This is a genomic window from Streptomyces sp. NPDC056452, assembly GCF_042796085.1.
In the GTDB taxonomy this organism is placed as follows: domain Bacteria; phylum Actinomycetota; class Actinomycetes; order Streptomycetales; family Streptomycetaceae; genus Streptomyces.
The window spans coordinates 1-25,724 of the sequence record NZ_JBHTRI010000040.1 but is presented as its reverse complement, the minus strand read 5'-3'; the positions used below and the strand labels follow the sequence as shown (position 1 = coordinate 25,724).

At 69.7% G+C, this 25,724-nt stretch carries 23 protein-coding genes, 1 tRNA gene and 1 pseudogene; 3 read left to right on the top strand and 22 right to left on the bottom strand.

Annotated features, from left to right (window positions below; genetic code table 11):
• Window positions 1-28 precede the first annotated feature (28 nt).
• The 19 genes from atpE to ACFQ6X_RS30530 form a co-directional block, all read right to left on the bottom strand.
• Window positions 29-259 (bottom strand): ATP synthase F0 subunit C, encoded by a 231-nt coding sequence (gene atpE / locus ACFQ6X_RS30620; RefSeq protein WP_073889576.1) that lies wholly within the window; start codon window positions 257-259, stop codon window positions 29-31.
• A gap of 73 nt (window positions 260-332) precedes the next feature.
• The gene (gene atpB / locus ACFQ6X_RS30615) at window positions 333-1,154 is read right to left on the bottom strand and encodes a F0F1 ATP synthase subunit A (RefSeq protein ID WP_383186202.1); all 822 of its coding nucleotides are present in this window, start codon (window positions 1,152-1,154) and stop codon (window positions 333-335) included.
• Between the two features lie 225 nt (window positions 1,155-1,379).
• Window positions 1,380-1,817, bottom strand: coding sequence for a hypothetical protein (locus ACFQ6X_RS30610; RefSeq protein ID WP_329207318.1), 438 nt, complete (start codon window positions 1,815-1,817; stop codon window positions 1,380-1,382).
• 265 nt (window positions 1,818-2,082) lie between these two features.
• Window positions 2,083-3,468, bottom strand: coding sequence for an MraY family glycosyltransferase (locus ACFQ6X_RS30605; protein WP_383186199.1), 1,386 nt, complete (start codon window positions 3,466-3,468; stop codon window positions 2,083-2,085).
• An 84-nt stretch (window positions 3,469-3,552) separates the two neighbouring features.
• Window positions 3,553-4,833 (bottom strand): serine hydroxymethyltransferase, encoded by a 1,281-nt coding sequence (gene glyA, locus ACFQ6X_RS30600; protein WP_383186197.1) that lies wholly within the window; start codon window positions 4,831-4,833, stop codon window positions 3,553-3,555.
• A 189-nt stretch (window positions 4,834-5,022) separates the two neighbouring features.
• On the bottom strand, window positions 5,023-5,664 hold the full coding sequence (locus ACFQ6X_RS30595) for a protein-tyrosine-phosphatase (RefSeq protein WP_351165903.1): 642 nt from the start codon (window positions 5,662-5,664) through the stop codon (window positions 5,023-5,025).
• Window positions 5,661-6,308, bottom strand: a complete 648-nt coding sequence (locus tag ACFQ6X_RS30590; protein WP_383186195.1) for an L-threonylcarbamoyladenylate synthase — start codon at window positions 6,306-6,308, stop codon at window positions 5,661-5,663. The genes ACFQ6X_RS30595 and ACFQ6X_RS30590 overlap by 4 nt, the downstream gene beginning before the upstream one ends.
• A 67-nt stretch (window positions 6,309-6,375) precedes the next feature.
• Window positions 6,376-7,221, bottom strand: a complete 846-nt coding sequence (gene prmC / locus ACFQ6X_RS30585) for a peptide chain release factor N(5)-glutamine methyltransferase (protein WP_329207327.1) — start codon at window positions 7,219-7,221, stop codon at window positions 6,376-6,378.
• Window positions 7,222-7,263: 42 nt separating this feature from the next.
• Window positions 7,264-8,340, bottom strand: coding sequence for a peptide chain release factor 1 (gene prfA / locus ACFQ6X_RS30580; protein WP_205022357.1), 1,077 nt, complete (start codon window positions 8,338-8,340; stop codon window positions 7,264-7,266).
• Between the two features lie 157 nt (window positions 8,341-8,497).
• Window positions 8,498-8,722, bottom strand: coding sequence for a 50S ribosomal protein L31 (gene rpmE / locus ACFQ6X_RS30575; protein WP_328905900.1), 225 nt, complete (start codon window positions 8,720-8,722; stop codon window positions 8,498-8,500).
• Between the two features lie 178 nt (window positions 8,723-8,900).
• On the bottom strand, window positions 8,901-10,004 hold the full coding sequence (locus ACFQ6X_RS30570) for an LCP family protein (protein ID WP_383186193.1): 1,104 nt from the start codon (window positions 10,002-10,004) through the stop codon (window positions 8,901-8,903).
• A gap of 446 nt (window positions 10,005-10,450) precedes the next feature.
• Window positions 10,451-12,232 carry a trypsin-like serine protease gene (locus tag ACFQ6X_RS30565; RefSeq protein ID WP_383186190.1) on the bottom strand — a complete coding sequence of 594 codons (1,782 nt, stop codon included), beginning with the start codon at window positions 12,230-12,232 and terminating at the stop codon, window positions 10,451-10,453.
• 210 nt (window positions 12,233-12,442) lie between these two features.
• Window positions 12,443-14,518 (bottom strand): transcription termination factor Rho, encoded by a 2,076-nt coding sequence (rho, locus tag ACFQ6X_RS30560; RefSeq protein WP_383186189.1) that lies wholly within the window; start codon window positions 14,516-14,518, stop codon window positions 12,443-12,445.
• A gap of 390 nt (window positions 14,519-14,908) precedes the next feature.
• Window positions 14,909-15,826: a homoserine kinase gene (thrB, locus tag ACFQ6X_RS30555; RefSeq protein WP_329207336.1), complete on the bottom strand. Its 918-nt coding sequence runs from the start codon at window positions 15,824-15,826 to the stop codon at window positions 14,909-14,911.
• Window positions 15,827-16,103: 277 nt separating this feature from the next.
• Window positions 16,104-17,174 carry a threonine synthase gene (gene thrC / locus ACFQ6X_RS30550; protein ID WP_329207338.1) on the bottom strand — a complete coding sequence of 357 codons (1,071 nt, stop codon included), beginning with the start codon at window positions 17,172-17,174 and terminating at the stop codon, window positions 16,104-16,106.
• A 6-nt stretch (window positions 17,175-17,180) separates the two neighbouring features.
• Window positions 17,181-18,482 (bottom strand): homoserine dehydrogenase, encoded by a 1,302-nt coding sequence (locus ACFQ6X_RS30545; RefSeq protein ID WP_383186186.1) that lies wholly within the window; start codon window positions 18,480-18,482, stop codon window positions 17,181-17,183.
• 95 nt (window positions 18,483-18,577) lie between these two features.
• Window positions 18,578-19,969, bottom strand: a complete 1,392-nt coding sequence (gene lysA, locus ACFQ6X_RS30540) for a diaminopimelate decarboxylase (RefSeq protein ID WP_383186184.1) — start codon at window positions 19,967-19,969, stop codon at window positions 18,578-18,580.
• A 19-nt stretch (window positions 19,970-19,988) separates the two neighbouring features.
• Window positions 19,989-21,050, bottom strand: a complete 1,062-nt coding sequence (nrtL, locus tag ACFQ6X_RS30535; RefSeq protein WP_383186183.1) for an ArgS-related anticodon-binding protein NrtL — start codon at window positions 21,048-21,050, stop codon at window positions 19,989-19,991.
• A gap of 102 nt (window positions 21,051-21,152) precedes the next feature.
• Window positions 21,153-21,635 carry a response regulator gene (locus ACFQ6X_RS30530; protein WP_383186181.1) on the bottom strand — a complete coding sequence of 161 codons (483 nt, stop codon included), beginning with the start codon at window positions 21,633-21,635 and terminating at the stop codon, window positions 21,153-21,155.
• Window positions 21,636-21,884: 249 nt separating this feature from the next.
• On the opposite strand from ACFQ6X_RS30530, the gene ACFQ6X_RS30525 reads away from it, so the two are divergent.
• Window positions 21,885-21,956 (top strand) — tRNA-Arg (locus ACFQ6X_RS30525).
• 194 nt (window positions 21,957-22,150) lie between these two features.
• Window positions 22,151-22,537 carry a hypothetical protein gene (locus tag ACFQ6X_RS30520; RefSeq protein ID WP_383186180.1) on the top strand — a complete coding sequence of 129 codons (387 nt, stop codon included), beginning with the start codon at window positions 22,151-22,153 and terminating at the stop codon, window positions 22,535-22,537.
• Between the two features lie 752 nt (window positions 22,538-23,289).
• On the opposite strand, the gene ACFQ6X_RS30515 is transcribed toward ACFQ6X_RS30520, so the two are convergent.
• Entirely contained in the window at window positions 23,290-24,021 is a 732-nt protein-coding gene (locus tag ACFQ6X_RS30515; protein ID WP_383186178.1) for a hypothetical protein, read from the bottom strand.
• 152 nt (window positions 24,022-24,173) lie between these two features.
• Between ACFQ6X_RS30515 and ACFQ6X_RS30510 the strand changes: the two genes are divergently transcribed.
• The gene (locus tag ACFQ6X_RS30510) at window positions 24,174-24,797 is read left to right on the top strand and encodes a hypothetical protein (protein ID WP_383186176.1); all 624 of its coding nucleotides are present in this window, start codon (window positions 24,174-24,176) and stop codon (window positions 24,795-24,797) included.
• A gap of 24 nt (window positions 24,798-24,821) precedes the next feature.
• Here the strand turns inward: ACFQ6X_RS30510 and ACFQ6X_RS30505 are convergent, their stop codons facing one another.
• Window positions 24,822-25,469, bottom strand: a complete 648-nt coding sequence (locus tag ACFQ6X_RS30505; protein ID WP_383186267.1) for a formylglycine-generating enzyme family protein — start codon at window positions 25,467-25,469, stop codon at window positions 24,822-24,824.
• Between the two features lie 99 nt (window positions 25,470-25,568).
• Window positions 25,569-25,724, bottom strand: a pseudogene (locus ACFQ6X_RS30500) (2-oxoacid:ferredoxin oxidoreductase subunit beta); the annotation flags it as partial.

Sequence of the window (25,724 nt, the reverse complement as noted above, 5' to 3'; positions counted from 1 at the left end):
TCTAGTGGGCGGTCTGCTGATCCGAGGATCAGGTGCCGTAGACGAACGGCATGACCAGACCGATGAGGGCGAGCGCCTCACAGAAGGCGAAGCCGAGGATCTGGTTGGCGCGGATGAGACCGGCAGCTTCGGGCTGACGGGCAAGAGCCTGGGTGCCGTTACCGAAGATGATGCCGACGCCGACGCCGGGGCCGATGGCGGCGAGACCGTAACCGACGGAACCGAGGGAGCCGCTGACGGCAGCAAGGGTCTGGGACATGCCAGTTCTTCCTTCTCTTTCACGGACCGGTGGGGGTTGGCCACCGGACGACTGAGGGACAGGGTGCGGGTGCTCAGTGGTGCTTGGCGAGCGCGCCCTGAATGAAGGTGCAGGTCAGGAGCACGAAGACGTACGCCTGAAGCGCCTGGATGAAGAGCTCGAACGCGGTCATCACGATGACCATCACGAACGAGACGCCGGCGTAGGCGATACCGATGCCGTTGAGCAGGTACCAGCTGGCGATCGTGAACAGCAGCAGGAGGGTGTGACCGGCGAACATGTTCGCGAAGAGTCGCACCGCGTGAGTGAACGGCCGGACCAGCAGGTTCGAGAAGAACTCGATCAGCATCGCCAGCGGGAGCACCGGGCCGAGCGACTTGTCGTAGCCGGTGATGTTCTTCCAGCCGCCGACGAACCCGTGCCGCTTGAAGGTCAGGCTGACCCAGAGCACGTACACGATCAGTGCGAGCACGATCGGGTACGCGATGATCGACGTCACGGGGAACTGGGCGACCGGAATGATCGACCAGAGGTTCATCATCCAGACGAAGAAGAACAGCGACACGACCAGCGGGACGTACTTCTCGCCCTCGCGCTTGCCGATGGTCTCGTAGACGATGCCGCGACGGATGAAGTCGTAGCCCATCTCCGCGACCGACTGCAGCTTGCCGGGGACCATCTTGGGCTTCCGGAACGCCGCCCAGAAGAAACCGACGATGATGAGCGAGCCGAGGAGCGCCAGCAGCATCGGCTTGTTGAAGTACAAGTTGCTGTCCGGGTCACCCCACAGCGGCTCGAACAGGAACGAGTGCAAGCCGGGTGCCGGGAAACCACAACCGTCGAAGATGTGGCAATCGGTCTCGAAGGCGAGCACCTGTGTCGGGTCAGCACTCACCGCGGGCTCCTTCAGCGTGGCGCATAGGTACGGCAACCTCGATGTGTCGGCGCGGCGCACGGCCGCGGTTCGGCACTGGACTGGTGTTACGAATGTGTGAGCGGCAGTCAGGCATTGAGCCTCGCGATCGAGCAGGCGTCAGCTCACATGCCCGCGCCCGCAGTGCCGCAGTTGAAACCGGACGATAGCAGGGTCCGGGGAGCGCCCTTATTCCGCCCCTACCCTTCACGTCGACGGGCCCGTCTTCTTGGGCTTGTCACCCTCGCTGGACTCGGGTTCGACGTAGAGGATCTTGGCCTTCATGTGCGCACGCGCCTGTGCGCCGATCCACACGAGAGTCGTCGCGACCAGCGTGATCGCGAAGGCCTTCGGGTTGAACAGCGAGGTGTCCTTGAACACGGCGACGAAAATGAACAGCAGCAGGAGCTGAGCCGTATACAGCATCAGCCCCATCGCCTGGAACAAGTGCGGCAGGGACTTCGCGGTCCGTTGCAGGACCACGAGTCCGATCCCCATGAAGAGGATCACCACCAGCGTCGCAACGACCGCGCCCAGGGCTCCCTTGCCACCGGCGATGCCGGCGCTGATCGCGGCGGCAACAGCGCCGGCGACAGCGGTGGGCACGGCGGCCTGGAGGAGAGTCCGGACGTCGTTGGACGGCATGGCGGCAACTCCGCTTGTGCAGGGGGTGGGCAGTGGTGTCGTCATGGACGAGCGTAGGCCCGGTCCGAGTCGATGCCTCGGGCCAATGGACCGTCTCACTAGGGTCCTTCGGCTCCGTCACCGGGCTTAGTGAACGGTATCACAAACTATTTGATGAGGTCTTTACCTGGAAAGTGTGCCAACTGTCACACATGAGAGTTACTCCGCGCGTGTGTGCAGGACAACACGGCACTTTGCCTGGTAATGAGCCTCAGGGTCCGAATCGTCAACGCGGCGAATCGGCGCGGTCACGATTGCTGAACCGAGAACGGGAGCCGATCGCGGTCGCCCCGTTGACGCCGGAGACGCCCACGGCCACGGGGACCTGTTCCGGGGTCCCGGAGGCCATCTGCGAGCCTGCGGGCCCCTGTTGATCCTTCGGGGCCTCCCCCGCAGCGGTGTGCGAACCCTGCTCCTCCGCCTCGCCCGCGCCGCGGCGCCGGTAGCGCGGCGGCACGAAGGCCTCCGCCCAGCGGGGAGCGCGCGGGGTGAAGCGCGGCATGAGCAGCAGCACGAGACCCACGGCGCTGAGCCCCACGATCACCAGGACGATCCACAGCGACGCCGAGTGCACGGAGTAGCCGACCGCGCCGAACGCGATCAGCGCGGACCAGAAGTACATGATCAGCACGGACCTGCTGTGCGAGTGCCCGATCTCCAGCAGCCGGTGGTGCAGGTGCCCGCGGTCGGCCGCGAACGGCGACTGTCCGTTCCAGGTGCGCCGCACGATCGCGAGCACCAGGTCGGCAGCCGGGATCGCGATGATCGTCAGCGGCAGCAGCAGCGGAATGAAGACGGGCAGCATCGCGTGGGTCGCCTGCCGCTCACTGCCCTCGAAGAGCTTCATGGCGTCCGGGTCGACCTGTCCGGTGACGGAGATCGCACCCGCGGCCAGCACCAGGCCGATCAGCATCGACCCCGAGTCGCCCATGAAGATCCGGGCGGGGTGCATGTTGTGCGGCAGGAAGCCCAGGCACATGCCCATCAGAATCGCGGCGAAGAGCGTCGCGGGGGCCGCCGCCTCGATTCCGTACCCGTACCAGAGGCGGTAGGTGTACAGGAAGAACGCCGCGGACGCGATGCAGACCATGCCGGCCGCGAGGCCGTCCAGGCCGTCGACGAAGTTGACCGCGTTGATGGTGATCACGACCAGCGCGACCGTGAGCAGCGTGCCCTGCCACTGGGTGAGGGCGACCGTGCCGACGCCGGGGATGGGCAGCCACAGGATCGTCAGACCCTGCATGACCATGACCGCCGCGGCGATCATCTGTCCGCCGAGCTTGATCAGGGCGTCGATCTCGAACTTGTCGTCCAGGACGCCGATCAGCCAGATCAGGGCGGCGCCGGACAGCAGCGCACGCGGTTCGTTGGAGAGCTCGAAGACACCGTTCAGGTTGAACAGGTGGTCCGCGACGATCAGTCCCGCACACAGTCCGCCGAACATGGCGATGCCACCGAGCCGCGGTGTCGGTTCTCGGTGTACGTCACGCGCACGGATCGCGGGCATCGCCCCGACCGCGATGGCGAACTTCCGCACCGGCCCGGTCAGCAGATAGGTAACTGCGGCCGTGACACAGAGCGTCAGCAGGTAATCACGCACGGGCTGCCCCACAGATTTCGCCGGCCATCTCAGCCCCACACCCTAGTCTCATGAACAAGGACTCCAAGGTACGGGTGATGGTTGCACAGACATCGCCTACCCCGGGTACGGCGGATTCCGCTCTGTGAGTCGGCGCACCTCGGCCCGCAGGCCTTCGGCGTCGGCCCCCTCCCGTACGGCCGCGCCGAACAGGGCGGCGATCCGCGCCATGTCGGATTCGTCCATGCCCTGGGTGGTGACGGCCGCGGTGCCGAGCCGGATCCCGCGGGCGTCCCCGTACGGCAGGGCGCAGGTGTCGAGCACCATGCCCGCCGCGACGAGCCGCTCCCGGGCCGTGCGGCCGTCGACGCCCAGCGGGCCGGGGTCGGCGACGACGATATGGGTGTCCGTACCGCCCGTGGTGATCTCGAAGCCCTCGGCCTCCAGGCCGGCGGCGAGCACCCGCGCGTGGGCGACCACCTGGTGGGCGTAGAGCGCGAAGGCCGGGGTCGCCGCTTCCCCGAACGCGACGGCCTTGGCCGCGACGGTGTGCATCTGGGCGCCGCCCTGGGTGAACGGGAACACCGCGCGGTCGATCCGCTCGGCCAGTTCCGCGCCGCACAGGATCATGCCGCCGCGGGGCCCGCGCAGCACCTTGTGCGTCGTGGCGCACACCACGTCCGCGTACGGGACCGGGCTGGGCGCCGCTCCCCCGGCGATCAGGCCCATCGGGTGGGCTGCGTCGGCGATCAGATACGCACCGACCTCGTCGGCGATCTCCCGGAACGTCTCGTAGTCGGGGTGGCGGGGGTACGAGATGGAGCCGCAGACGATCGCCTTGGGGCGGCGGGCGCGGGCCAGGGCGCGGACCTGTGCGTAGTCGATGATTCCGCTGTCGGGGTCGACGCCGTATCCGGTGAAGTCGAACCAGCGGCCGGAGAAGTTGCCGGGGGCGCCGTGGGTGAGGTGCCCGCCGTACGGGAGTCCCATGGCCAGCACCGCGTCACCGGGGCGCAGCAGCGCCGCGTAGGCGGCCAGGACCGCCGAGGAGCCGGAGTGGGGCTGCACGTTGGCGTGCTCGGCGCCGAAGAGCGACATGGCCCGCCTGACCGCGACACGTTCGGCCTCGTCGGCCTGTTCGCAGCCGCCGTGGTGGCGGGCGCCCGGGTAGCCCTCGGCGTACTTGTTGGCGAGCGGGGAGCCGAGGGCGGCGAGGACCGCGGGCGAGGTGAAGTTCTCGGCGGCGATGAGCTGCAGCGTGCTCGACTGGCGCCGGACCTCACCCAGCAGGATGGCGGCGATCTCCGGATCCTGTCGGGCCAGCGCGCCGAAGTCCTGCGGCAGCGCGGTGTCGGACGGGGGCACGGCTGCGGGTGCGGCTGGAGTGGTGACCGGCATCTGACGGCTCCGGGCCTGGGAAGGGGTGCGCTGGCTTCAGATCCAATGTAGGCCCGCTCCGGGCCCCTTGCCTGCCGCCGTGCGGCGCCGTACGCCGGTCGGGCGCACTCGGCGCCCGGGGTGCCCGCAGGTAGGGGTCCGCGTAGCCGTGGGCGGGCGCGGGGCCGGATCCCGCGGCGCCAAGCGGTGTCAGTGCGGGTCGCGCACGCCCGTCAGCGCGGTCACCACGGGATCGAGCGCCTGGTTGATCTCGTCGCCGATGGAGCGGAAGAACGTGATCGGGGCGCCGTAGGGGTCGTAGACCTCGTCCGCCTCGGCGGTGGGCGCCAGCAGCCATCCGCGCAGAGCCGCCGCGGCGCGCACCAGCGCGCGGGCGCGCTCGACGACGCCCTCCTCGCGGGCGTCGGGCAGCGTCGCGGGGTCGATCGCCCGGACGAGCCGGGTGAACTCCTTGAGCGTGAAGGTCCGCAGGCCCGCCGAGTGGCCCATGGAGATCACCTGGGCGCGGTGGTCGCGGGTGGCGGTGAGGACCAGGTCGGCGCGGATCACGTGCTCGTCGAGCAGCTCGCGGCCGACGAAACCGGTGGCGTCGGCGCCGAAGTCGGCGAGAACGACCTCGGCGTTGGCCTCCATGGGCGCGCCCTCGTGCCCCCAGGTGCCCGCGCTCTCCACGATCAGGCCGCCACTGAGCGGATCGCCGAGGCGGTCCACCAGGGCATGGCGGGTCAGCCGCTCGGTGATGGGCGAGCGGCAGACGTTGCCGGTGCTGACGTGGAGGATGCGGAAAGTGTCGTGTCGTCCCGCTATGCCACGCCCCTCAGGGGCGGTCAATTGGCCACCTCGAGGTCAGGTACTACCTTCCGCAGGTCCTCGACGGACAGCGCACCGGCCCGCAGCAGCACCGGGACGTTCCCGGTGACGTCGACGATGGAGGACGGGACGATGCCGGGGGTCGGACCGCCGTCGAGGTAGACGGACACGGAGTCGCCGAGCATCTCCTGGGCCGCGTCGCAGTCCTCGGGCGAGGGGTGTCCGGTGAGGTTGGCGCTGGAGACGGCCATCGGGCCGACCTCCGTGAGGAGCTCGATCGCGACCGGGTGCAGCGGCATCCGGATGGCGACGGTGCCCCGGGTGTCACCGAGGTCCCACTGCAGCGAGGGCTGGTGCTTGGCCACGAGGGTGAGGGCGCCGGGCCAGAAGGCGTCGACGAGCTCCCACGCCTGCTCGGAGAAGTCGGTGACCAGGCCGTGCAGGGTGTTCGGGGAGCCGATCAGCACGGGCGTCGGCATGTTGCGGCCACGGCCCTTGGCGTCGAGAAGGTCGGCGACGCCCTCGGAGCTGAAGGCGTCCGCGCCGATCCCGTACACGGTGTCCGTGGGCAGCACGACCAGTTCGCCGCGGCGGACGGCGGACGCGGCTTCACGCAGGCCGGTCGTACGGTCGGTCGCGTCGTTGCAGTCGTATCGCCGTGCCATCAGCCGGCCTCCTCGGACATGTACGGGTCTGGCGGGTAGGGGTCGTGCGCTTCCGGTGTCCCGGTGGTCACGGCATGGCCTTGCGTGCCGTGGCGAACCGGGGCCGGTTGTTCAGGTCGGGGTGGTCGGCCGCGTCGGCCCAGCCCCGCTCCTCGGTGAAGATCCACGGCACCTGGCCGCCCTGGGTGTCGGCGTGCTCGATGACGACGAGACCGCCGGGCCGCAGCAGGCGGTGCGCGGTGCGTTCGATGCCCCGGATGGTGTCGAGGCCGTCCTCGCCGGAGAAGAGCGCCATCTGGGGGTCGTGGTCGCGGGCCTCGGGCGCCACGTACTCCCACTCGGTGAGCGGGATGTACGGCGGGTTGGAGATCACGAGGTCGACCTGGCCGTCGAGCTCGGGAAGGGCGCTCAGAGCGTCTCCCCGGTGGATGGTGACCCTGGACCCCTCGGCGTTCTTCCGCGTCCAGCGCAGGGCGTCCTCGGACAGCTCCACGCCGTGCACGCGCGAGCGCGGCACCTCCTGCGCCATGGCGAGGGCGATGGCGCCCGATCCCGTGCAGAGGTCGACGATCAGCGGTTCGACGACGTCCATCGCGCGGACTGCGTCTATCGCCCAGCCGACGACCGACTCGGTCTCCGGGCGGGGCACGAAGACGCCGGGGCCGACCTGGAGCTCCAGGTAGCGGAAGAAGGCGCGGCCGGTGATGTGCTGGAGCGGTTCGCGGGCCTCGCGGCGGGCGATGGTCTCCCAGTAGCGGGCGTCGAAGTCGGCGTCCGGCACATGGTGCAGTTCGCCCCGCTTGACGTCGTGCACGAATGCGGCGAGTTCCTCGGCATCGAATCGCGGCGAGGGGACACCGGCGTCGGCCAGCCGCTGGGTGGCCTGGGCCACCTCGGCGAGCAGCAGGTTCATCGCGGTTCTCCGTACAGGTTCACGTGCGGGGCGGGGCGCAGCTTATGCGGCGGCGAGCTTGGCGGCGGAGTCGGCGTCCACGCAGGCCTGGATGACGGCGTCGAGGTCCCCGTCGAGCACCTGGTCCAAGTTGTACGCCTTGAAGCCGACGCGGTGGTCCGAGATCCGGTTTTCCGGGAAGTTGTACGTGCGGATCTTCTCGGACCGGTCGACGGTACGGACCTGGCTGCGGCGGACGTCGGAGGCTTCCTGCTCGGCCGCTTCCTGGGCGGCGGCCAGCAGCCGGGACCTCAGGATGCGCATGGCCTGCTCCTTGTTCTGGAGCTGGCTCTTCTCGTTCTGGCAGGAGGCGACGACGCCGGTCGGCAGGTGCGTGATGCGGACCGCGGAGTCGGTGGTGTTGACGGACTGGCCGCCGGGTCCCGAGGAGCGGTAGACGTCGATGCGCAGGTCGTTGGCGTGGATCTCCACGTCGACCTCCTCCGCCTCGGGCGTGACGAGCACACCGGCGGCGGAGGTGTGGATACGGCCCTGGGACTCGGTGGAGGGCACGCGCTGCACACGGTGCACGCCGCCCTCGTACTTCATCCGGGCCCAGACGCCCTGGCCGGGCTCGGTGGCACCGTTGCCGCCCTTGGTCTTCACGGCGACCTGGACGTCCTTGTAGCCGCCGAGCTCGGACTCGGTGGAGTCGATGATCTCGGTCTTCCAGCCGACGCGCTCCGCGTACCGCAGGTACATGCGCAGCAGGTCGCCGGCGAACAGGGCCGACTCGTCGCCGCCCGCGCCCGCCTTGATCTCCAGGAGCACGTCCTTGTCGTCACTGGGGTCGCGCGGGACCAGGAGGAGCCGGAGCTTCTCGGTGATCTCTTCGCGCTGCTTCTCCAGGACCTTGACCTCGGCGGCGAAGTCGGGGTCGTCGGCGGCGAACTCGCGCGCGGTTCCGATGTCGTCACCGGTCCGCTTCCAGGACCTGTACGTGGAGACGATCGGGGTCAGCTCCGCGTAGCGCTTGTTGAGCTTGCGCGCGTTGGCCTGGTCGGCGTGGACCGACGGGTCGGCGAGCTTCTTCTCGAGATCGGCGTGTTCGCCGATCAGTTCCTCGACCGCCTCGAACATCTTCGGGCTCCTGGTTCCGTGCGTCATACGTCTGCGGGCCTGCTGGACGGCGTGCTGCCGACCGTGCGCCCGGAGGACGCCCCGGACCGCACAGCCGGAAAAAACGCCGGCCCCGGCGCCCCCGTGAGAGGGCGCCGGGAACCGGCGCATTGGCTCGCTACTTGGCGGCGGAGCCGGCAGCCTTGCCGAAGCGGGCCTCGAAGCGGGCCACACGGCCACCGGTGTCGAGGATCTTCTGCTTGCCCGTGTAGAACGGGTGGCACTCGGAGCAGACATCGGCGCGGATCGCACCGTTGTCGATGGTGCTCCGGGTGGTGAACGACGCACCGCAGGTGCAGCTGACCTGGGTCTCGACGTACTGGGGGTGAATGTCGCGCTTCAAGGTGTCTCCTAGTTTCGGGAGGGCGCCGGGTCGTACGCGCGGATTGCGCGTCCGTGAACCGGGGCCGACGTACCAGTCTGCCAGGACCGGCCGTATCTCCCAAAACGGGGGACCGGCCGCGCATATTCCCGCACGCTTGCGGGAACACTCCGCGACCGGCCGGTGACGGAAAACGCCGTTACCGTACGACGTCTCCCGCTTCGCCCTTGTCGCCGGCCGACTTCGCGGTGGCGGACGCGGGGATCGGCAGGTCCTTCTTGAGCGCCGCCCACACCTGCTGGTCCGCCTTCTCCTGCGGCAGCACACGGTTCGGGTCGGCCGGGTCGTACTCGACGGGCAGCGTGACCATGCGGACGTTCTCGGAGCCGAGGCCCTTCAGGCCGTTGGCGAAGCCGGTGAGCTTCTTGACCGACGCCAGCTCCGAGTCGGTGGTGACGGCCTTCGTCGCGGTGTCGGCGAGGCCGAAGAGCGTCTTGGGGTTCGAGAACACCCCGACGCTCTTCGCCTGGTCCATCAGCGCCTTCACGAAGGCCTGCTGGAGCTGGATGCGGCCCAGGTCGCTGCCGTCGCCGACGTCGTGGCGCGTACGGACGAGGCCGAGCGACTGCTCCCCGCTCAGGGTGTGCGGGCCGGGCTTCAGCGCGAGATGGCTGTCGGGGTCGTCGATCGCCTGCGAGGTGGTGATCCTGACGCCGCCGAGCTCGTCGACGAGCTTCTTGAACCCGGTGAAGTCGACCTCGACGTAGTGGTCCATGCGGATGCCCGACATCGACTCGACCGTCTTCACCGCGCAGGCGGGTCCGCCGACCTGGTAGGCGGAGTTGAACATCGTCTCGTGCTCCGCACCGACCTGCTTCCCGGTCGTGTCGCTCGTGCAGGCGGGACGGTCGACGAGGGTGTCCCGCGGGACGGAGACCACGCTCGCGGAGGTGTGCCCCTCGTTGACATGGACGATCATCGCGGTGTCCGCACGTGCGGAGCCCTGGTCGGCGCCGTACGCGGAGTTCGCGCCGGAGCGGGAGTCCGACCCCAGCACCAGGATGTCCTGCGAACCGTTGTCCACGTCGTCGGGTCGCTCGGTACCCAGGGCGGCGTTGATGTTGACGCCCTTGAGGTTGCCGTTGAGCTTGAAGTACGCGTAGCCGAGCCCGGATCCTCCGGCCACGACCACCGCGGCGGCGGTCCACAGCGCCACGGCCTTCATCCGGCGGCCCCGCGAGGGTTTCCTGCGGCGGCTGCCGGTGCCGCGTATTCGGCCGGTGCTCCTGCTCTGCTCGCTCATGCGACTCCCTCGGTCGTCGGCTGCTCCCTGCTGCCCTGCCGCCTCGCGAAGAGGCTCGGCTGTGGCCGTGTCGACACCGTGTCGGACCCCGAAGCAGGGAAAAGAGTTGCACAGGCGGACGTGGGGCCCGGGTGAGTGGTCCCGGCGCCACGAGGGCCTCCCCCGCTCCGGGCGCGCCCTCGAATCGAGGGCCTCACCTGCGCGTTCTCCGCGCGGCACCGGGACGCGGCCCGGCGGGTCACCGGGTGCACCGCTGTGGGAAAGGTCTCCCGGTGGGAGCGAACAGGGCAAAAGTCAAGAAATATACGGACAGTTCATGACCGACCGGGGCAGTCCGGCGGTCCGGGGAAGCAGGCCGGGAAGCGGGCCGGGGAAGCGGGCCGGGGAAAGAGGAACCGGCCCCGGACCACGAAGGTCCGGGGCCGGTTCCGGCCTGCGATGAACAATCAGCCGAGCAGGCTGTAGGACTTCCAGCCCGTGCCGAGCTTGATCCTCGCCGCGGTGGCGAACGGAACCGTGGCCGAGCCCGTGCTCTTGTACGCCCAGAGCTCGCCCGCGGTGTCACGGACGATGAAGTCGGCGCGGCCGTCACCCGTCACGTCACCGGTCGTGGCGTACGCGGTGAAGTTCCAGCCGCTGCCCACCTTGACGCGTCCGGAGAACGGGGCGGAGGCGGAACCGGTGCCCTTGTACATCCAGAGCACCGCCTGGCCGTCGCGGGCGATCAGGTCCGGCTTGCCGTCCCCGCTGTAGTCGCCCTTGCCGTACACCTGGTACGTGCTCCAGCCGACACCGATCTGCACCTTGGGTGCGAACGTGCCGTTGCCCCGGCCCGTCCACAGGTACAGCTTGCCGGCCGAGTCGTTGGCCGTCAGGTCCACCAGACCGTCGCCCGTCACATCACCGGTGAAGGTGATGTTGCGCAGGTTGGTCCAGCCGGTACCGATCTTGTGCTCGGTGTACGCATCGGCGGCACTGTCGTAACCCCACCACCAGAGCTCGCCCGCCGTGGTGCGGTAGACGTAGTCCTGGAAGAAGTCACGGTTGACATCGGCCTGGCGGACCAGGTTGATGCCTTCCCAGTTGCCCACCGACTCGCGGCTGCCGACCGAGGTGCCCCGCGAGTAGTAGTTGAAGCCCTCGCCCGTCGACGCGCGGGCGAACAGGTCCGCCTTGTCGTCGAAGTTGAGGTTGGCGTCGTCGATGCGGGGGTTGACCAGCCCGGCGAAGGTGGCGGTCTTGGCGTACACGCCGTACGCACCCGCTGCCACGCAGTCGATCGTTCCCCACGAGACGACACCGGCGATCCGGCCGTTGACCACGAGCGGCCCGCCCGAGTCGCCGTTGCACGGCGAGACCGTACCGGCGTCCTGGCCACTGGCCGGCGTTCCGGCACAGACCATCTGCCCCGCGACGAAGTCGCTGCCGAAGTAACCGGAGCACGCCGAGTCCGCCTGCACGGGCACGGAGGCCTTGAGCAGGGTCGGCGAGATGTCGTCGCTGGTGGAGCTGGTGCGCCCCCAGCCGTAGACGGTCGCCGGGGTACCGCTCTTGTAGCGCGCCGTGTCACCGGACGCTGCCGGCTGCAGCGTCTTGTACGGGAGCGCCGAGCCGAGCGTCAGAACGGCGACGTCGCCCTTGATGGCGGCGGCGTCGTAGTTCGGGTTGACCCACTGACGCCAGACGCCGACCGCCGTACCGCCGTGGAGGTCGTCGCCGACCGGAAGCTGCGCGGTGCCGCCGAGGACGGCTCCGTTCGCCTGCCAGTCCAGACCGTCCACGCAGTGCGCGGCGGTGAGGACCTTCGCCGGGGCGACGAGCGTGCCCCCGCAGAAGTAGCCCTCGTCATCGGACTCGTCGGCGGTGCCCTTGTCGTCGTAGTAGTGCAGCTGCACCATCCACGGGGCCTCGGTGAGCGTGGCGGGAGTACCACCGATGATCTTCGGGTCGATGGTCCGCCCCGAAGCCTCCGGCGTGGGCTCCGAGCCGTTGTCCGCCTCTGCGGGTGTACCGGACTCGCCCTGCTGCAGCTCCGCGACCGAACCCTTGACGGTTTCGCGCAGTTCGGCCTGCGAGGCCGTCGAGCGCTGCTGAACGCTCTGCTTTCCGGCCGGCTGGGGCGTGTCGGTGGCCTGCGCGGGGACTGCGGACAGGGCCGCGGTTCCCAGCGCGAGCGCGGCGACCGCCGCGGGGAAGGTGATGAAGCCCTTCCGTCTGCCAGATGTCACTCAAGAATCCCTTCGATCGACGCGGCGCAACGCGAGTACGGCGCCGGGTAGTTGCACTCGAAGGAGAGAGAAAAACGCCCACTGGAACACCACACAGTGGGCGCATCGAAAATACGTTCCCCCCCACATACAGCCAGCTGATCCTACAACGCAGAACTGCCCTCGTCACCGGTGTGACGAGGGCAGTTCTGCGTGACTCCTGAAGCGACGTCAGTCGTTGCCGTTACCCGGCGTCGTCTTCTGGATCTGGAGCAGGAACTCCGCGTTGGACTGCGTCTTCTTCATGCGGTCCAGGAGCAGCTCGATCGCCTGCTGCTGGTCGAGTGCGTGCAGCACCCGGCGCAGCTTCCAGACGACCGCCAGCTCGTCGCTGCCGAGCAGGATCTCTTCCTTACGGGTGCTGGACGCGTCCACGTCCACCGCCGGGAAGATGCGCTTGTCCGAGAGCTTCCGGTCGAGCTTGAGCTCCATGTTGCCGGTGCCCTTGAACTCCTCGAAGATCACCTCGTCCATGCGCGAGCCGGTCTCGACGAGCGCGGTGGCCAGGATCGTCAGCGAGCCGCCGTCCTCGATGTTCCGCGCGGCACCGAAGAAGCGCTTCGGCGGGTACAGCGCGGTCGAGTCGACACCACCGGACAGGATGCGGCCCGAGGCCGGTGCCGCCAGGTTGTACGCACGGCCCAGGCGGGTGATCGAGTCCAGCAGGACGACCACGTCGTGACCCAGCTCCACGAGGCGCTTCGCGCGCTCGATGGCCAGCTCGGCGACCGTGGTGTGGTCCTCGGCGGGACGGTCGAAGGTCGAGGAGATGACCTCGCCCTTCACCGACCGCTGCATGTCGGTGACCTCTTCCGGACGCTCGTCGACCAGGACGACCATCAGGTGGCACTCGGGGCTGTTGACCGTGATCGCGTTGGCGATCGCCTGCAGGATCATGGTCTTACCGGTCTTCGGCGGGGCCACGATCAGGCCTCGCTGGCCCTTGCCGATCGGGGCGACCAGGTCGATGATCCGGGTGGTCAGGATGTTGGAGTCGGTCTCCAGACGGAGCCTGTCCTGCGGGTACAGCGGGGTCAGCTTCTGGAACTCGGGACGGCCGCGGCCGGTCTCCGGCGCCATGCCGTTCACCGAGTCGAGGCGGACCAGCGCGTTGAACTTCTCGCGGCGCTCGCCGTCCTTGGGCTGGCGCACCGCACCGGTGACGTGGTCACCCTTGCGCAGGCCGTTCTTACGGACCTGGGCGAGCGAGACGTACACGTCGTTCGGTCCCGGCAGGTAGCCGGAGGTCCGGATGAACGCGTAGTTGTCGAGGATGTCCAGGATGCCCGCGACGGGGATCAGGACGTCGTCGTCGGCCACCTGGACGTCGGTCGCGAAGTCGTCGCGGCCACGACGGCCACGGCGGTCGCGGTAACGGCCCCGACGGCCGCGCCGGCCGCCCTCGTCGTCGTAGGCGTCGTCCTGCTGACCGCCGCCGCCCTGCTGGCCCTGGCCCTGGCTCTGGCCCTGACCACCCTGGCCCTGGCTCTGGCCCTGACCCTGACGGCGCTGGCCGCCGCCCTGCTGGCCCTGGTCGTCGCCCTTGCCGCGCCGGTCGCGCTGACGGTCACGGCGGTCACCGCGCTCGCCACGCTCACCGCGCTGGCCGCGGTCCTGGCGGTCTCCGCGACGGCCCTCGGCGGTGTCGGCGGCGGACTCGGCCTTCGCGTCGCCCTTCGCCTCGCCGCGCTCGTCGCCGCGGTCCTGACGGCCCTCGCTCTTCGGCTCGGCCTGCGGCTCCGCCTTGGCCTCGGCCTTGACGTCGCCCTTGGTGTCGGGGCTGCCCGCCTGCGCGGTCGCCCGGCGACGACGACGCTCGCCCGTGGGCTGGTCGTCGCTGGCCGGCTGACCGGGGATGTCGATCTGCTGCTGGGCCGCGGGCTTCTCGGCCGCGGCGGCGGACTCGTCCCCCGTACGCGACTTGGACGTGGCACGCCGCTTGGGCTTGCTCTCGGCGTCCGTACCGGCGGGGGCGGCAGCAGCCTTGGAGGCAGTCTTGGGTGCGGAGGAGCTCCCGGCCTGCGCCTCCTTGATGACCTCGATCAGCTGGCTCTTGCGCATCCGCGCAGTTCCCCTGATGCCGAGGCCGGACGCGACCTGCTGCAGCTCGGCCAGGACCATGCCCTCGAGGCCGGTGCCGGAGCGGCGGCGCCGTGCGGTGGTGCCAGTGGCAGCACCTTCGGCGGGCGCAGAGCTGTCGACGCTCTTGTCGGCAGTCACGCCCATCAGATCGGTGGTGTCGCTCACGAAGGGTCCTTCCCTGGAGCGGACGTCGGCCTTCTGGCTCGGCGACCGGTTGTGCTGTCCGACTACGGTCTGTTGATCTTTTCGATCGCGGACCTTGCCGGGGCGGTGGTCCGCCGGGTACGGCGGAGAGATGAATGTGCGGGGTTCCGGCTCGAGATCCCCCTGCTCGGCCCACTCCTGGACGAGCAAGAGGGTGTCGTGCCGGTTCCGGAGCGTGCTCGAAACTGCTCAGGCAGGCTGCTCAGGCAGTCGGGGAGGCTCCCGGAAGAGTGGTGGTCCCGAAGGGGGACACGAAGCAACGCGCCACAAAGACGTCGATTGCTGACTTGAGGTTAACACTACCGGCTCCAACAAACATTCCCCCTCTCATGCACCGGCAATCACGTGCGGTTACCCGGCGAGCGGCAGCACGCTCGCGCCCGTGGTGTCGAGCGCGAGCCGGTTCGCGGCCCATCCCTCACCCGCCAGCCGGGTGACCTTGTCGGCCGAGCCCTCCTCCGTCAGCGCGAGCACGGTCGGCCCCGCTCCGGAGATGACAGCAGGGACGCCGTCGGCGCGCAGCCGGTTCACGAGTTCCACGCTCTGCGGCATCGCGGGGGCCCGGTACTCCTGGTGGATCCGGTCCTCGGTGGCGGCGAGCAGCAGCTCGGGACGCCTGGTCAGGGCCTCTACGAGGAGGGCCGCACGACCGGCGTTGGCAGCGGCGTCCACGTGCGGAACGGTGCGCGGCAGCAGACCGCGTGCCGTCTCGGTGAGTACCGGCGTGGCCGGGACGAAAACCACCGGAACGACGGAATCCGCGGGATCCATCCTGATGGCCCTGGCCGCTCCGCCGTCCATCCACGCGAGCGTGAAACCGCCGAGGAGACAGGCCGCGACGTTGTCGGGGTGCCCTTCGATCTCGGTGGCCAGCTCCAGCAGGGCCGCGTCGTCGAGGCGGGCGTCGCCGCCCGTCGTCACGGCACGCGCGGCGACGATGCCGGCGCAGATCGCGGCGGACGAGGAGCCCATGCCCCTGCCGTGCGGGATGCGGTTGGCGCAGACGATCTCGAGGCCGCGGGGCTGTCCGCCGAGCAGGTCGAAGGCCGTGCGCAGGGAGCGTACGAGCAGGTGGCTCTCGTCGCGGGGCAGCGTCTCGGCGCCCTCACCCGCGATGTCGATGTGCAGCCCGGAGTCGGCGACCCGGACGACGACGTCGTCGTAGAGCCCCAGCGAGAGGCCCAGGGCGTCGAAACCGGGGCCCAGGTTGGCGCTGGTTGCGGGGACGCGCACCCGGACGGCGGCAGCTCGGAACGCGGGACCGGCCATCGGTTGGACGACTCTTCCTGTACGGCGGCGGGGATGTCGTGCGGGGTGATGCGGGCGGGGCCCTCGGCGTGCGTGGGGCGCCGAAGTGCCGGAATGGGGGTACCCGGCAGCCACGACGGCGACTGCACCGCGGCGCATGCGCGGGGCGGGTTGACTACAGCTTATCGAAGGAAGGTTCTGTGGCGACATAGGGCGCACAGGAGGCGCACGATGCGTGTCGCACGCCTCCCATGCGCTCTCCGCCCGAAAAGGGCGGCTGAGCTGCGAAAAGTACCGGTTACACCAGGCCCAGCTTCTGGGCGGCGGTGACCGCGTCCACGGGGACCGTGACCGGCTGCGGAGCGCCCGCGACGGCCCAGTCGGGGTCCTTGAGGCCGTTGCCCGTGACGGTGCAGACGATCTTCTGGCCGGGGTCGACCTTGCCCTCCTCGGCGGCCTTGAGCAGACCGGCCACGGAGGCGGCCGACGCGGGCTCGACGAAAACACCCTCCTGGGAGGCCAACAGGCGGTACGCGGACAGAATCTGCCGGTCCGTCACCTCGTCGATGAAACCGCCCGATTCGTCCCGGGCGTCCAGGGCGAACTGCCAGGAGGCCGGGTTTCCGATACGGATCGCGGTGGCGATGGTCGCCGGGTCCTTGACGATCTCGCCGCGCACGATGGGCGCGGAGCCGGATGCCTGGAAGCCCCACATGCGCGGGGTGTGCGTGGACAGCCCGTCTCCCGCGTACTCCTTGTAGCCCTTCCAGTAGGCCGTGATGTTGCCCGCGTTGCCGACCGGCAGGACGTGGATGTCGGGGGCGTCGCCGAGCGCGTCGACGATCTCGAACGCGGCGGTCTTCTGGCCCTCGATCCGGACCGGGTTGACCGAATTGACCAGCGCCACCGGGTAGTTGTCCGAGAGGCTGCGGGCCAGGGTCAGGCAGTCGTCGAAGTTGCCGTCGACCTGGAGGATCTTCGCGCCGTGGACGAGGGCCTGCCCCATCTTGCCGAGCGCGATCTTGCCCTGCGGTACGAGCACGGCGCAGACCATGCCGGCCCGCACCGCGTACGCGGCGGCGGATGCGGAGGTGTTGCCGGTGGAGGCGCAGATGACGGCCTGCGCGCCCTCCTCCTTGGCCCGGGTGATCGCCATCGTCATGCCGCGGTCCTTGAACGACCCCGTGGGGTTGGCGCCCTCGACCTTGAGGTGCACCTCGCAGCCCGTGCGCTCGGAGAGGACCTGCGCCGGAACGAGCGGCGTGCCACCCTCACGGAGCGTGACGACCGGCGTCGTGCTCGTGACCGGAAGACGGTCCCGGTACTCCTCGATGATGCCGCGCCACTGGTGGGTGCCCTTGCTGGTCATGGGTCCTTACTCCCCTTCAACACGCATGATGCTGGCGACACCGCGCACGGTGTCCAGCTTGCGCAGCGCTTCGACGGTCCCGGAGAGGGCTGCGTCGGGCGCGCGGTGGGTGACGACGACGAGGGATGCCTCGCCGTCTCCGTCCTGTCGGCTCTGCTGGCGGACCGTATCGATGGATACGCCCTGTTCGGCGAAGACCGTTGCCACCTGGGCGAGTACGCCCGGCTTGTCGGCCACGTCGAGACTGATGTGGTACCGCGTGACGACCTCGCCCATCGGGCTGACCGGCAGACGCGTGTACGCGGACTCACCGGGGCCGGTGGTCTCGCCGATCTTGTTGCGGCAGACGGCGACCAGGTCGCCGAGGACCGCGGACGCGGTCGGGGCGCCACCGGCGCCGGGACCGTAGAACATCAGCTGCCCGGCCGCCTCGGCCTCGACGAAGACCGCGTTGTACGCCTCGCGGACGGAGGCCAGCGGGTGGCTGAGCGGGATCATCGCGGGGTGCACGCGGGCGGTGACGGACCTGCCGTCGGCGGCGCGCTCGCAGATGGCGAGGAGCTTGACGGTGCAGCCCATGCGGCGGGCGGAGGCGATGTCGGCGGCGGTGACCTCGGTGATGCCCTCGCGGTGCACCTCGCCGATCTTCACCCGGGTGTGGAAGGCGATCCCCGCGAGGATCGCGGCCTTCGCCGCGGCGTCGAAGCCCTCGACGTCCGCGGTCGGGTCGGCCTCGGCGTAGCCGAGCGCGGTGGCCTCGTCGAGCGCCTCGGAGTAGCCCGCTCCGCTCGTGTCCATCTTGTCGAGGATGAAGTTGGTCGTGCCGTTGACGATGCCGAGCACCCGGTTGACCTTGTCCCCGGCGAGCGACTCGCGCAGCGGACGTACGAGCGGAATGGCGCCGGCCACGGCCGCCTCGTAGTAGAGGTCCCGGCCGTGCTTCCCGGCGGCGGCGTGGAGGGCGGAGCCGTCCTCGGCGAGGAGCGCCTTGTTGGCCGAGACGACGCTCGCGCCGTGCTCGAAGGCGGTCGTGATGAGGGTCCGAGCAGGCTCGATCCCCCCGATCACCTCGACGACGACGTCGATGTCACCCCGTTTGACCAGGGCGGTCGCATCCGTGGTGATCAGCGCGGGGTCGATTCCCTCCCGCACCTTGGAGGGACGGCGCACGGCGACACCCGCGAGCTCGACGGGCGCACCGATGCGCGCGGCGAGGTCGTCGGCGTGCGTCGTCATGATGCGAGCCACCTCTGAGCCGACCACACCACAGCCCAGCAGCGCCACCTTCAGCGGACGCGTACGCATCATCCGACCTCGTTTCTCATACTTCAGATGTGTGGAACAGTCTCACTCACCGGACGGGAGTTTCTGTCACCCGTCCGGATCCTGAGACCCTTATTTCATCAGCCGACATCGAGACGCAGAAGATCTTCCTCCGTCTCGCGCCGGACGATCACCCGCGCCTCGCCGTCGCGCACGGCGACGACCGGGGGGCGCAGGGCGTGGTTGTAGTTGCTCGCCATGGAGCGGCAGTACGCCCCGGTGGCCGGCACGGCGATCAGGTCGCCGGGGGCCAGGTCCGAGGGCAGGAAAGCGTCCTTGACCACGATGTCGCCGCTCTCGCAGTGCTTGCCGACGACACGCACGAGCATGGGCTCGGCGTCGGAGCTGCGCGAGACGAGGGAGACGCTGTATTCGGCGTCGTACAGCGCGGTGCGGATGTTGTCCGACATGCCGCCGTCGACACTGACGTACGTACGCAGGCCCTCGAGGGGCTTGATGGTGCCGACCTCGTACAGCGTGAACGCGGTGGGTCCGACGATGGCGCGACCCGGCTCGACGGAGATGCGCGGGGTCCGCAGCTTCGCCGACTCGCACTCGCGGGTCACGATGTCCCTGAGCGCCTTGGCGATGTCGTGCGGCTCGCGGGGGTCGTCCTCGGAGGTGTACGCGATACCGAGGCCGCCGCCGAGGTCGATCTCGGGGAGCTCGATGCCGTGCTCGTCGCGGATCTCGGCGAGCAGCTGCACCACGCGCCGCGCGGAGACCTCGAAGCCGGCCATGTCGAAGATCTGCGAGCCGATGTGCGAGTGGATGCCGATGAGTTCGAGCCCGTCGAGGGTGAGCGCCCTGCGCACCGCCTCGGCGGCCTGTCCGTCGGCCAGCGCGATACCGAACTTCTGGTCCTCGTGCGCCGTCGCGATGAACTCGTGGGTGTGGGCCTCGACGCCGACCGTCACACGGATCTGTACGCGCTGGCGCTTGCCGAGCTGCTGGGCGATGTGCGAGACGCGGACGATCTCCTGGAAGGAGTCGAGCACGATCCGCCCGACACCGGCCGTGATGGCCCGCTCGATCTCGTCGACGGTCTTGTTGTTGCCGTGGAAGGCGATGCGCTCGGCGGGCATACCGGCGTCCAGCGCGGTGACGAGCTCGCCGCCGGAGCACACGTCGAGGTTCAGTCCCTCTTCCTTTAGCCAGCGCACGACGGCGCGCGACAGGAAGGCCTTCCCGGCGTAGAACACATCGGCGTCCGGCCCGAAGGCATCGGCCCAGGCGCGGCAGCGCGCCCGGAAGTCGCTCTCGTCGAGGAAGTAGGCCGGAGTTCCGAACTCCTCGGCCAGCCGGGCGACTTCGATCCCGCCGACGGTGAGCGCACCGTCCGTGTCGCGGGTGACCGTGCGGGCCCAGACCTTCTCGTCCAGCACGTTCAGGTCGGTCGCGGGGGCGCTGTAGTGGCCCTCGGTGAAGACATCGGCGTGACGGGGCCCGGCGGGGTGTGCGGATCGGCTCATCGTTCTGTTCTCTCAGGTCTCAGAGGTGTTCGGGCGCGCTGATGCCGAGCAGGAACAGGCCGCCTGCCAGCACCCTCCCGGCGGCTTCGGCAAGAGCCAGCCGGGAGCGGTGGGCGGCCGAGGGTTTCTCGTCGCCGACGGGGAGCGGCGGGTTCGTGTCGTGGAGGTCGAAGAAGGCGCGCGCCAGCGTCTCCAGGTGCCGGGCGACCCGGTCGGGAGCGTGGTGGCGGGCGGCGGAGGCGAGTACGCCGGGGTGGTCGGCGAGCGCGGCGTGCAGCGCGGGTGCGTCCACGTCCTCGTCGTACGCGGCGGCGAAACCGAGCTGCTCCGCACTCCTTGTCAGTGCGCGGGCGCGCGCGTGGGCGTAGCGGACCAGGAAGAGCGGGTTGGTCTCGCCCTGGACGAGAAGCTCGTCGCCCAGCGGGGCGTGATCATGGGCCGCGGGCCGCAGCAGGCCCCACAGCGCGGCGTCCCGCCCCAGGCGTTCCAGCAGCTCGGCGGCGGTGGCGCGGGCGGGCACGGGACGGATCTCGGTGCTCTCCTCCGGCCCGTGACGGGGGCCGGCCACGACGCCCAGCCGCTCCCAGGCGGGGTCGGCCGCTCCGGTGCAGCCGATGAGCACCTGGCCGCCCTGCGTCCTCAGGATGCGCCCGACCGCCTGGGCGTGGACCGCGGCCCGGACCTCGGGCGGATGGTGGAGCCGGTGGAGCCGCCCGGCGTCCGTGGCGCTCCGCCCGTACCGGAGGCCCTGCTCCCGTACGTCGCGTACGAGCGCGGCGCGGGCGGACGTGTCGGCGGACGCGTCGAGCGTGAAGTTCAGGAATCCGGGCCCGGTGATCTCGACCCGTCCGATGCCGGGCTGCGCCGCCACCCGGTCGCGCAGGATGCTCGCGACCTCCCGGGCCGGGAGCGCGGCGGGACCGGCCAGCTGGAGGGCGACGGCGCAGGCGTAGTCGCCGCTGCCGCCGGGCCGTGTCCGCTCCACCCGCACGCGCGCGGGCACGGGCGCGCGCAGGACGTCCTCGTCGACCGCGCGGCGCACAGCGCGCAGCACGGTTCGGGAGAGCTCTGCGGGGGTCACGGGACAAGCGTATGGGAGGAAGGGGGGCACTTCGCGACCCCGTTTCGCCATCCGGTCACCCGTGCGGCCCGGGACGCGGGCGGGCGGCGGTCGCTGATGCCGTCATCCGGCGGTGCTCCCGGCCCTCCCGGCGCCGTGTCTGCCGTCGACCGACGGGGAGTCCTTCCTGCGCATCAGGCGGTGGACGATCCGCACCAGCTCGCTCGGCTCGAACGGCTTCGCCAGGAAGGCGTCGATCCCGGCGGCCACCCCCGAGTCCACCTCGTACGGCGTGCAGGCACTGACAACGGCGACGGGCAGATGGCGGGTCCGTGGATCGGCGCGCAGCCGGACAGCGGTCTGGATTCCGTCGAGCCGGGGCATCACCACATCGAGCGTGATCACATCCGGGCAGACCCGGTGGACCAGATCCAGACACTCGACACCATCGGCCGCGGTCACGACCTCGAAGCCCTCCAGCTCGAGATTGACCCTGATCAGCTGCCGGATGACCTTGTTGTCGTCCACAACAAGCACGCGGCCGTACGCCCCTGACACCCTTCGAGAGTAGGTCCGCCGGAGGGGCTGCGTCCGGGTTTTGCCCACTTCCGCCCCCGGAGGGGTGGCCCGGCGCCCCACGGCCCGGATTCGACCCCAGGTCCCCGGGAGGCGCCGCACGGTCTCCGCGTCCGGTCCCCCGAGCTCCGCGTCCCGTCCCCCGAACCGGCGTCCGACCGGCGGCCGACCGGCGGCCAACCGGCCACGAACCGGTGCGCCGACGCGGAAATACCTGTTCCCGGACACCCCACCGAAGCTGGTAGGGTTTCACTCGTCGCCGCCAAGTGCAGCGATATCGCCCCCGTAGCTCAGGGGATAGAGCATCGGCCTCCGGAGCCGGGTGCGCAGGTTCGAATCCTGCCGGGGGCACTTCCGCCGGAGCACAGCGATCAACTCGCTGAGCAGGTGAAGTGCCAGACTTCAAGAGCCGGACCCAGTCTCACTGGGTCCGGCTCTTTGTCGTTGTTCTCCATCGATCGCGAGTGAGCGGCGAGTGGCGTACTAGGCTGCTCGGCGATCACGGCAGCTCGCCGTACCTTGACCTGCCGGAGGGGACCCATCCGATGACCGGCCTCCCCTCCCCCGTACCCGACGTCCGCGTCCGCGTGCTGATGAGCATCGGCGCCTGCGGGCCGTACGCGCACGTCCTGGCGCACTTCGAACCGCCCGGCCCCGACGGTGAGTTCGAGCTGGTCAGTGTGGCCCCGGAGAGGCAGCTGCCCGCGGAGTACCTGCCTGCCCTGCGGGCGGGGCTGCTGGAAGGGCTGGACGGGGTGGCGGCGGCGGTCCTGATCACGGAAGGCTCGTTCAGCGAGGTCGACTCCTCCGAGTACGGCTACCGGATCGCGGGCCGGCAGGCAGGCCGGGCGGCGTTGATCGCCTCGGGCCTCCTGCCTCCCGAGGAGGCCGAGTCCCTGCGCTGGGCACGCTGGCCGGGCCGACCGGTCTGACAGACCGGTCGGCCGCAGGCGTCTCGTGGCGGACTTACGGTTTCCGCGTGCGCGGTGACAACCGATGCCGACACGCGAGCGAGGATGGTTGGTGGAGTGCAAGACCGCAGGACGCCCTGCCCCGGCTCGGCACCTGCGCCGTCGGGCCCGCTCTGCGGCTGCGTGTGGCTTCGAAGTTCAACAGCGTTCTGAAGGTCAGGTACGTCCATCGGTATACCTTCACCACCCGAGGCGCGGATCCGGATCGCCATGATGACCGCACTCCGTACCCGGGTATGTCGCCCGTCCCTGCCGGCCGAGGCCCGGACGTGGCGGAGCCCGGGAGTCGTATCCAGCTCCCGGGCCCCTGGGGATGCCACCCAATTGCGCTTGCCAGCGCCGTTTAAGAGTGCGGATCAGTCGTCAGACCGTCGCGTTCTTCCATTGAACTACCGCGCCATGAAGAGGTGCAGGCCGGATTCGAACCAGCATTCAACGGTGTTCGTCCGTACTCGGTCGATCTGGCAGTCGGTGGCGATACTGAAGCTTGAGCGAGAGTCTGAGTGTGATCGCGGTTGCCTCTGCCATGTTGGGCCACCCCGGCCGGTGGTGCCGGGGGAAGGACTCGAACCTTCACCTGTGCCGCGTCTTCAGGCTGAACGTCAGTTTCAGTCTGCGCTCGTCACACGGACCGGACCTCAACCGGCCGCGTGATGCTGCGCACCCCCACGACTGTGCGCGGGGGCGTCTGTGGATGCTACCTGCGTCCGGTGTTAGCCGAACAGGTAGCCGAACACCGCGTCGCCGACCCGCTGGTCGGTGACCTCGGCGCTGTTGGCCTCCTCGCGGGCGAACTTGACCGCGTGCTGCAGCTTCTCGACCCGCTCCAGCAGCTCGTTCACCCGCTTCGCCGGAAGCGATCCGGAGAACTTCACGGTCGTCCAGTACCCGATCGGCACGTCCTCGTAGTACACGTCGACCTGCGCCGGGTGCTTCTCGGTCGCCTCGGCCTTGACGTGGTTGCGCGGGACCTTCTTCGTCCGGATCGTGCGGACCGGGTCGGTCTTCCACCAGTCCGTCGACGGGTCGAGCGACCAGGACTCGGAGGCGTCGAGCACGGGGAGCTTCTTCACGAAGGTGTGCAGGTCGGTGAGCTGCTTCTCCAGGAACAGCAGGTAGCTGACCGGCACTTCGCGGACGATCGTCCGTCCGTCGACGGTGACGTCCGCGCGGGCGGAGCAGTTGGCCCAGTCCTTGGTGGCGGTCACGTCGAACAGCCGGGTCAGCGACGCGGACATCTCACGCAGCACGTCCTCGGTCTTGACCTGTACGCGCGTGGATTCGGGCGGCAGCTGCTCGCCCTCCTCGTCCTTCGGCTGGTACGTACGCGAGATGCCGGCCAGTTGTACGGGCTTCTGCACCTTGTGGTGTGCCGCGGTGATGTCCTGGAGCGACTTGCTCTTGACACCCTTTTCCACGGCGATGATCTGGTTGAGCTTCGCCACTTCGCCCCCCTTCGGACCAGAGGAACGTACCTCACCTGGTGTCGATCGTCCGTACGGTTTTTCGCGCCGCCCGGTGCGCCGCCCCTCTGTCATCGAGTGGGAATCGGGGTCATGATGACGCGGTCGGGCCAGGGGGATCCAGGGGGGATGTCATGGCGGGAACAGGCGCACGCATCGTGGTGCGGCCGGACAACGCGATCTACCGCAGGCGGTTGGCACTCTACGGAGTGATCGGTGTTCCCGCTCTGTGCTCGCTGGGAGCCCTGACGATCGGTGAGTTCGGCATCGGCTGGCTCGTTCCGATGCTCGTGCTGATCGTCCTACCCCTGCTGGCGACCGTCGTGATGATGGCGCTGCGCTCCTCCCTGGCACAGATCACGGTGATCGGGGACGAACTCCGGGTCGACAACGCCTTCGGTGCGGCTCTCTACTCCGTCCCCGTGGAGTTCCTGACCGGTCTGCATCCCATCGTCTTCGGCGCCGGGCCCCTCACCCCGACGCCGGGGCGTGTGGTCATCACCTCGGCGGTGACGCGCCCGTACGTGCTCGACCTGCGGCCCTGGCAGCAGGCGGACGTGGAGCGGCTCACGCGACGTCTGCGGAACGTACCGGTGTCGGCATCCGACGCCTCGTCGCTCAAGGAGCTGAGGAGCGCCTTCCCCCGTGTCCGCCTCGCCTGGTGGCACGCCCACCCGTGGGGCGTTGTCGTCCTGCAGACCGCCCTCGTCGTGGGCTACTTCCTCGCGGCCTCCGCGCTGATGGGCTCCACCGCGTAGCGCGGCACTCCGGCCCACCGGACCTCAGGCCGCACCGCGGGCCAGCCGGAAGCCGAGGTCGTCGATGGCGAACGTGGGGTGGCTGCGGCGGCGTACCGTGGCGCCGCAGCCCCGCTCCGACTCGGCCCAGCCGCCGCCGCGGAAGATGCGGTACGCGCCGTAGACCTCCTCGTCGTAGAGATCCCAGCACCACTCCCAGACGTTGCCCAGCATGTCGTGCAGCCCCCACGCGTTGGGTGTCCGGCCGCCGACGTCGTGGGCGCGGCCCCCGGAGTTGGCGTCGTACCAGGCGATCTCGTCGATCCCGCCGTACCGGTATCCGGTGGTCCCCGCCTTGCAGGCGTACTGCCACTCGGCCTCGGTCGGCAGGCGGTAGCCGTCGGCCGTCCGGTCCCAGGTCACTTCCCCGCTCCGTACGTCGTGGGAGTAGGCCTGGTCCAGCCCGGCCCGCACCGAGATCAGGTTGCACACCTCGACGGCGTCGAGCCAGCTGATGTTCGTGACGGGCGCGGCACCGCTTGCCGAGGGGGCGGGGTCCGTTCCGGTGACGGCTCCGTGCTGTCCGGCGGTGACCGGGTACCGGCCGAGCAGGAACGGCGCGATCTCCGCCTGCCAGCGGGTGCCCCGGCGGTCGTCCCGGAGGTCGACGGTGCCGCCGGGGATCTCGGCCATTGCGGCGGTCATCGGGTCGGTGAGCGGGTGCACGCCATGGGCCTCTCTGTTCGAGGAGGCCGACACAGGCCGCCGAGGCCCACGATACGGAGATGCGGGTCAGCCCACGACGGTCCAGGTGTCCTTGCCGGCGAGGAGCGTGTCCAGTTCTCCCTTGCCATGTTGTTCGATGGCGGTGTCGAGCTGGTCGGACATGAGGGTGTCGTAGACGGGTCGTTCGACGCTGCGCAGGACGCCGATGGGGGTGTGGTGGAG